This window comes from uncultured Gimesia sp., assembly GCF_937910335.1.
In the GTDB taxonomy this organism is placed as follows: Bacteria; Planctomycetota; Planctomycetia; order Planctomycetales; family Planctomycetaceae; genus Gimesia.
On record NZ_CALEMX010000313.1, the window covers coordinates 1 to 7,136 of the forward strand.

General features: G+C 46.8%; 5 protein-coding genes. 3 read left to right on the top strand and 2 right to left on the bottom strand.

Translation table 11 applies throughout. From position 1 onward, the window contains the following. Positions 1 to 30 precede the first annotated feature (30 nt). A complete protein-coding gene (locus Q0668_RS12535; RefSeq protein WP_298865064.1) occupies positions 31 to 1,188 on the bottom strand; it encodes a hypothetical protein in 1,158 nt (385 codons plus the stop codon). Next, complete coding sequence (locus tag Q0668_RS12540; RefSeq protein ID WP_298865067.1) at positions 1,098 to 2,717, bottom strand: FHA domain-containing protein; 1,620 nt, start codon at positions 2,715 to 2,717, stop codon at positions 1,098 to 1,100. The genes Q0668_RS12535 and Q0668_RS12540 overlap by 91 nt, the downstream gene beginning before the upstream one ends. A gap of 346 nt (positions 2,718 to 3,063) precedes the next feature. On the opposite strand from Q0668_RS12540, the gene Q0668_RS12545 reads away from it, so the two are divergent. The 3 genes from Q0668_RS12545 to Q0668_RS12555 form a co-directional block, all read left to right on the top strand. After that, positions 3,064 to 4,296 (top strand): hypothetical protein, encoded by a 1,233-nt coding sequence (locus Q0668_RS12545; RefSeq protein ID WP_298865070.1) that lies wholly within the window; start codon positions 3,064 to 3,066, stop codon positions 4,294 to 4,296. Next, positions 4,293 to 5,861, top strand: a complete 1,569-nt coding sequence (locus Q0668_RS12550; protein ID WP_298865073.1) for a hypothetical protein — start codon at positions 4,293 to 4,295, stop codon at positions 5,859 to 5,861. Before Q0668_RS12545 ends, Q0668_RS12550 begins: the two co-directional genes overlap by 4 nt. Before the next feature lie 222 nt (positions 5,862 to 6,083). Beyond that, positions 6,084 to 7,136, top strand: a 1,053-nt coding sequence (locus Q0668_RS12555; RefSeq protein WP_298865075.1) for an MFS transporter, incomplete at its 3' end; no start/stop codon positions are given.

The window sequence follows — 7,136 nt, forward strand, 5'->3', positions numbered from 1 at the left end:
TGACAAACGTGTGAAGTTGGGATACTACTGTCAGGAAAAGTAGTGGCTACTACAATTTAATGCTTCCAGTTTTTCCTCCATTGAGACGTTCGGAGATTCCGCATCAGATTTCTCAAGGATCGCAGTCGACAAGATCGGCTCAGGCTTCGTCGATTCCGAAGAGGCGGTACTGGAACTATTTGAGTCTGAAGCTTCTAAGTCCTTGTTTTCGGACTTCCCGCCCCGCGATCGTTCCAGCAATTTTTTCATATAATCGGCGATAGAGTCAGAGTCTTCCTCGCTGTCCGGAGTGTTGGCCTCATCGGTCTCGTTAGACGTTTCTAAGTCCTCAACAGGTTCCTCGACAATCGGGCTTTGCTCTGTAATAGTATCACTACTGGTAGTCTCAGATTCAGAATCCTTTTTGAATAAATCCAGTAAGCTTCCCCTTTTCATCGGTGGTGTGTCTGACTCTCGCTGTTCGGAGGGCATTTCACTGACCGAATCTTTAATGTACGACTGTAATAAAGAATCAGGTTTCTGAATGACGTCTTCGTCAGAATTTTCGAGAGCATCTGGCTCTTCATTTTCAATGGAAAGCGATGTCTGACAATCATCTTCGATGGCAGTCGCCCCTTGATCGGTTGAGATCAAGCCAATTTCTTCAATCAGTCCTTCCCGATCAGCCAGTTGTTGTTCGCGAATTTCGATCATTCGCTCACGATCTTCGAGTTCACCGCGATCTTTTTGCATCTGTAAGCGTTGAGATTGCACATTGTCTCGCTGATGATTGATCTCTTCACGATCAATAGCCAGTTGGTCATGATCCAGCGACAGTTTCTGTTTCTCTTTGTCCAATTCATCAACGGCACTCTGCTGATCTGCATCTGAGTGAACCGACTGAGATCGTTCCAGCTCGCGTGCGTTGAGTTCCTCTTCCTGCGTTTTCAGTGTTTCCTGTTTTTGATCCAATTCTTCCCGCAGGCGATCCAACGCTTCCCGTTGTTCGGAATCAGATTCCTGTTCGCTGATTAAAGCGTCTAATTCCTGCTCTTTTTCTGACAGTTTTGCTTCGTGCTCCGCGAGCAATTTCTCTTGATCTGAGAGCTCTTGCGTTTTTAGATCAAGTTCTGTTCGTTCCTGCTCCAGATCCGCCTGTTGACTGGCGAATGCTTCGCGGTCTGTTTCAAGCTTCTCACGTTGTTGCACCAGTTCAACTTCCTGCTGTTCTTTCTGTTCTCAATCTCACTTGTACGAGCTTCGAATTCAATCTGATCCTGTTTCAGAGCCATCCGTGCATTCTCCCACTCCAGTTTTTCCGTTTCAAAACGAGTCTGCTGTTCTTCAAGCTGACTCATCTGCAGTGCATATTCTGTCTGCTGTTTTTCCAGATTTTGCAGTTGAGTTTTCAGGTCAGCTTCCTGAGAATTCAGATCCGCCTCTCGTTGTTCGAGAGTCGACTGCTGTTGAGAAAACTGCGATTCGCGTTCTTGCAAAGCGGCATTCTTTTGTTCAAACTCTTCACGTACTTCCAGGATAGACTGTTCCTGTTGTTTCAGTTGAGTCTGCTCATCTGCCAGCTTACGACGAGCCTCTTCCAATTGATTGCGTTCTTGTTGCAACTGTTCGGTCTGCTGGTTCAAATCCAGCTGCACTTTTTCCTGATCTACGTCAGACCGTTTCTGTTCCGACAGACCGGCCCGTTGGTCACTCACTGATTTTTCTTGTGTCTCCAGATCATCTGACCAGATCTCCAGACGCTGGCGTTCTTCAATGAGTTCCTGTTCGTAAGACAGGTATGACTGTTCCGCCAGTAATACTGCTTTTTGACGTTCTTCTTGTTCGGTTTTAGATTTTTCCAGAAATGCAGTTTCCGTCTCAAACGCGACCTGTTCGCAAGCCTGTTGTGCTTCGAGATCAAGCCATCCCTGTGAGAGATTCTGTTGCTGTTGTGTCAGCGCGACCTGTTCGCTTTTCAGTGATTCTTGCCATTGGACTAAACTCTGATGATCGCCTCGTAATTCATTCTGTTGTGAAAGTACCTGATCCAGTTCTTGCAAGACCTCCTGCTTCAGCAGGTCTAACTGCTGTAATTTCTGATCCAATTCCAGAATGGCATCATCAAAGGCGAGTTGAGTTGTTGGTACTACCTGAACCTGATTCGATTCCTGATTCAGAGCGAACTGTTCATGTAACCTGCCGAGTTCTGCTTCCTGTAGCTGTATCTCCCGTTGCAGTTCGATTTGTTCCGATTCTACTTTTTCCAATAACAACTGGCGTTCTTCCAGAATTCGCTGATATTTCGCCATCGCTTCCAGTTCTTCCGGAATTTCGATCTGGTTACGGGATAACCTGCCGTCTTCGGGGGGAGGCTGTTCATTGATTTCTTCGACTTCAATTTTATTTATTGTATCTACGAGGATGCCGATCGGGCCGACAAAAAACTTCATGCCCTCTATGAGCGAAATTTTGCGGATAGGACGCTCATTCACCCAGACCCGGGGATCGATGGCGCGAACCGAAACGGTGTTTTGGCCGACATGAATGATGCAATGTTCTGCCGCAATTCCAGGAACGTCGATTCGGATTGCACACTCGGGTGATGACCCGATCTGATACTCGCCAGTCGTCAATTCAACAGGGGACATCTCATCTGTCAAAGGCACCAGAGAAACCTGTAGTTGAGGCTCACTGGAATTCTGAGTGACCTGAGAATGTGGGGATGATGTCGTAAACATCCTGATACTCCATAAAATTACATGAATGTATTTTAATTCAGAGGAAATCTGTCTGTTTTGCACAAAAATAGAGGAAATCACAAAGTTGATGATTCCAAAATGAAACACACAATTCCTAGTGGCATATACCTTTGAAAAAGGGGGTGGTCAATTTTTTGCCGGGGTACAGAGGGAGGGAATTCTCTGGAAATAAAAATATCGGGTTGCTGGGCGGGGAAATAGCGATTGTAGCGATAAAAAGCAGCCCTTCTTTTGCGTATTTCGAGTGAAATTCAGACAAAAATACTCGTCAAACGTTTCTCTATCAGATGAGCCCGATGACATCAGCAGCCGGTATGTCTATAATATGAAACGGTTACTTTTTTTAAAACAGGCAGGTCAATTCTCCTTCTACCTCAGGCTTCATTACCACGAACACGGTGCCGATTTTATGGCTGACTGGCTGAAAATTCCGTCGAAAAAAAAACGCCGTGAAGAGGATATTCCCGAACCGTATGAGATCGTTTGTGTTTGCGGAGTGAGCCTTTCCGGTTATCGACGGAAAAAGTACTATCGTCATGCTTGCCTGCAGTGTGATGAAACGTACTTCATTCTACCACGAAACAGTTATCCCCCTCCTAAAGCGCGAAAAAAGAAAAAGCAGCTACCGACACAGCAGCAGCTATCTGAATACATTTTGAATTCCTCTCTCGTAACGCGGTTTCTGGAAAAACGCGCACTGAAGAAGGCGTCTCGAAAACCTCAGGAAACGCCACCTCAGACGGAGGCAACACCAAAAGTTTCGCCTTATGAATTGCCTCCGCCACGTACCAGACTGATAACTCCCTTCAGAGGAATTCTGGCAGGCATCGCGCTGATTATTGGTCTGACAGCATACGGAATCATTCATAGTCGTAATTTGGATCAGGCATCAGTTACACTCAAAGCAGCAACAGCCTCAGGCGAAGCACTTTTGAAAAAAAATGATCTGGTGGGCGCGAATGCCGCCTATCAGGAGGCATTTCAAGCACTCGAAATCCTGGGACGCGATGATCCAACGGCAAACGAAATCCGTCTGACCTCGCGCGAACTACAGGCTATCAACACTCAGGCTGTCTCACCCGTGTTTGAAATCGCCGAAGAGGCAATTTCGCATATTAAGAAAAATGATCTCGCAAGCTGGGAATCGCTGTTTAATTTGCGCTATGCAGATACCTGGATGATTTTTGAGACCACGCTGATTCCACTTCCCGTAAAAGAGGTAGAAGAGGACGCTCAAACACCCCTCTTCCGACTCAATTTACCGATCATGCTTGATGAATATACGCTTTCTCTGGAACTGACTTCGCCGACATTCCTCACCTATCTTGAACAGCATCCCGGACAGCCCCTCATCTTTGCTGCACAGATCAAAAGTTTTCGGCAGGAACCGAACCAGCAAGGTGCTGGAACGATTCTACTAAACGGTGAAACCGCATTTTTATGGTCACATCTGAAACTGTATGAAAAGTTGGGAATTCAATTCGATGAATTTCATGATCGCAAAAAAATTGAAGCCATGCTCAATCAACAATCCCAATATCTAGGGGTGTCGAAATGAAAAAACAGATCCCTAAGTGGTTTTTTATGTCTCCGGTATTCTGCCTGATTTTGTGTCAGACAGAAATGTTTGCCGCTGATCGAAGTATTGAATACTTCGTGAGTCAGCGCGATCAATGGAAAAAAGTAATCGGCGTCACGCAAACTCTGGAAGGACGTATTTCCACGTTCAACTCCAAGTCGGTTCGTTTCCGAAACTGTCCGATCCCTTTTCATTTTGCCGGAAAAACTCCCAAATTAGATTCAACGGTTCAGAATGTGGAAGTCACCGGGCAATTATCCCTGGAAAATGGGCGTATCATTTTTATGGTCAAATCCCTGCAAAAAAAACCGAGCGACAGGGAATATTTCGTGAGAGAGGAAACAAAAATTGACCGTGCCAATCCACGTGACTGGTATGCCCTCGCAGACTGGGCCAAACAACGGGCCGAATTCTATGATGATAAAGAACTGACACAACAAGCACTTGCCGCCTACAATAATGGGATCAAAGCGGAATACCGCCAAATGATGGTTAAACAGCCGAAGTCGATTCTGAAGCTGGCAGACCGCGCGCAGCAATATCAACTCGATCCACTTTTCTTCGAGGCACTCCGCCACGAAGCACTGGTTCTTGACTGGCAACAATTACAGAAACAGAAGAACCCGAAATATGACACTCTAAGCAGCCAGCTTCTAAAAGACTTTCCCACCGCGAAAACACCACAAAAGAAAGATAATCCCGAAGTACGAACGCAGTATCTGAAAAATCAGATTGAGGTCTTTCAAAAAGCCGATAAGCTGAAAAGACCAGGTCTGGTTCGCTGGTTTTATTCTGAGTTAATCCTGGGCGAGATTCTCAAAAAGTTGGCAACGGGAGGCAGCAATGGTTTTGAAGTCGCTAAACTCATTACAAAACAACTGCCCGAACGAACGGATCTGGTAAATCAATATCAGAACATGCAGCTGGATTTTGATTTTAATCGAATTAATGAATTGCCTCGTCAATATGTGTTGGACCTTTCGCAGGAATATAAGCAGCGCGGCAACAAGAAAAAGGCAAAGCAAACGCTGACGAACTGGCTCAGCGGTCGCCAGAAAAAACTGGACGCCAACGATGCAGACGGCCGCGTCGGATTGGCCCGTGATTTTCTCGAAGTACTAGACGATAAAGCCAGCGCAGAAAAACTTCTGTTACAAGCCTGGAACTTAAATCCCAAATCGACCGAAGCAACGACTTTGCTGGGCCGCATGGGCTTCATGCTGCAAAACAACAAATGGCTCACTCCACATGAAGTCAAAGAATACCGCGACGATCCCATTCGAAAAGCCATTCGAAACGGCACTGTGATCGCAGGCATGACCCGTGCGCAGGTGAAAAAATCATTAGGCGCACCGACTCAAATTGGTCGCTGCATTTCAGGCGGAGAGATCAACGAATTGTGGATTTATGGGGAAGCAACCAATCAGAGTTTCATCATCCAGCTAGCCCGCAAGCCGCGTACAAAAGAATTAAAGGTCGTTCGCATCAAGAACGCACACATGTCACGGTCACCAATCAAGGCAGAGACAGAGCCCGTCGAATAAAGAGCGGGGAACACTTTGAGCAGATCTTCAATTCGTCTGATTTCTGTTCGAAAATCGACTCATCTTCAGAGGATTGAGTGAATCAACATTGTCAGAAATTCTCCTAGTCACTATGGTTAAGCCACCCATGATTGAACGGTGCCAACGCTGATCATTATTTCGCTTGTTGAATGGAATCACGACACAACGATGCCCCTCGCCCCTCTACAAGGATTGTAAGCAGTGACGGAAAAGGAATTGACGCCCCCTGAAAAACTGCCGCGCCTGTATCATGATTCCTCCTTCTGGGGCATGACGGTCACGCAATTCTGGGGCGCCTTCAATGATAATCTTTATAAACAACTCGTCTTACTGTTTTGCGCGCAACAGGCGTTACAGACACAATCCAGCGACAAACAGTCAATCGCCCTGGCAGTCTTTGCGCTGCCCTTCGTTTTCTTTTCCGGTCTAGGGGGCTGGTTCGCTGATCGCAACACCAAACGCACGATTGTCATCGCCTGCAAATTCGCGGAAATTGTGATTGCCCTCTTAGCGATGGCCGCGTTTTTTACCGGCTCGTTAATTCCCCTGCTCGTTGTGCTAGGGTTGCTCAGTACTCAAAGTGCCATCTTCGGACCTGCGAAATATGGCATCTTACCCGAAATGCTCCGCGATGATGATTTACCCCAAGCCAACGGCATCATTCAGATGACAACGTTTGTCGCGATTATTTTTGGAATGGCGTCCGCAGGATTCATCAAACAGGCCTTTCCGGATCAGCTCTGGAAAACCAGTTATTTCTGTATTGGAATCGCCATCATCGGAACCATTGCTTCCTTCTGGGTTCGCAGGACGGCTGTCGCACATCCCGGGCTTCCGTTTCGCTGGTCGACGCTCGGCATTAACACTGAAACGCGAACATTACTGTTAAAAGATCGGAGGCTGTTATCGGTCTTGTTGATTTCCTCTGTCTTCTGGTTTGTAGGGGGAATTATCCAGCCACTCGTGAATATCTTCGGTATCGGTCAACTCCATTTAAGTGAAAGCCGTACCAGTCTGATGGCGGCCTGTATGGGCGTTGGTATTTCACTGGGTTGCATCATTGCCGGTCGCGCTTCTCACAAACGCGTGAACTTCAAGTTAGTCACCATTGGTGCCTGGGGAATTGTAGTTTGTCTGGTCCTGATGTCGGGCATTGGCTGGTGGGTGCCCACGGATAATATAGAAAGTCTCAAACAGACCGACGCCTCGTTATGGGAATCGTTTATTCCCCGGGGTACCACCGAATGGATGGCC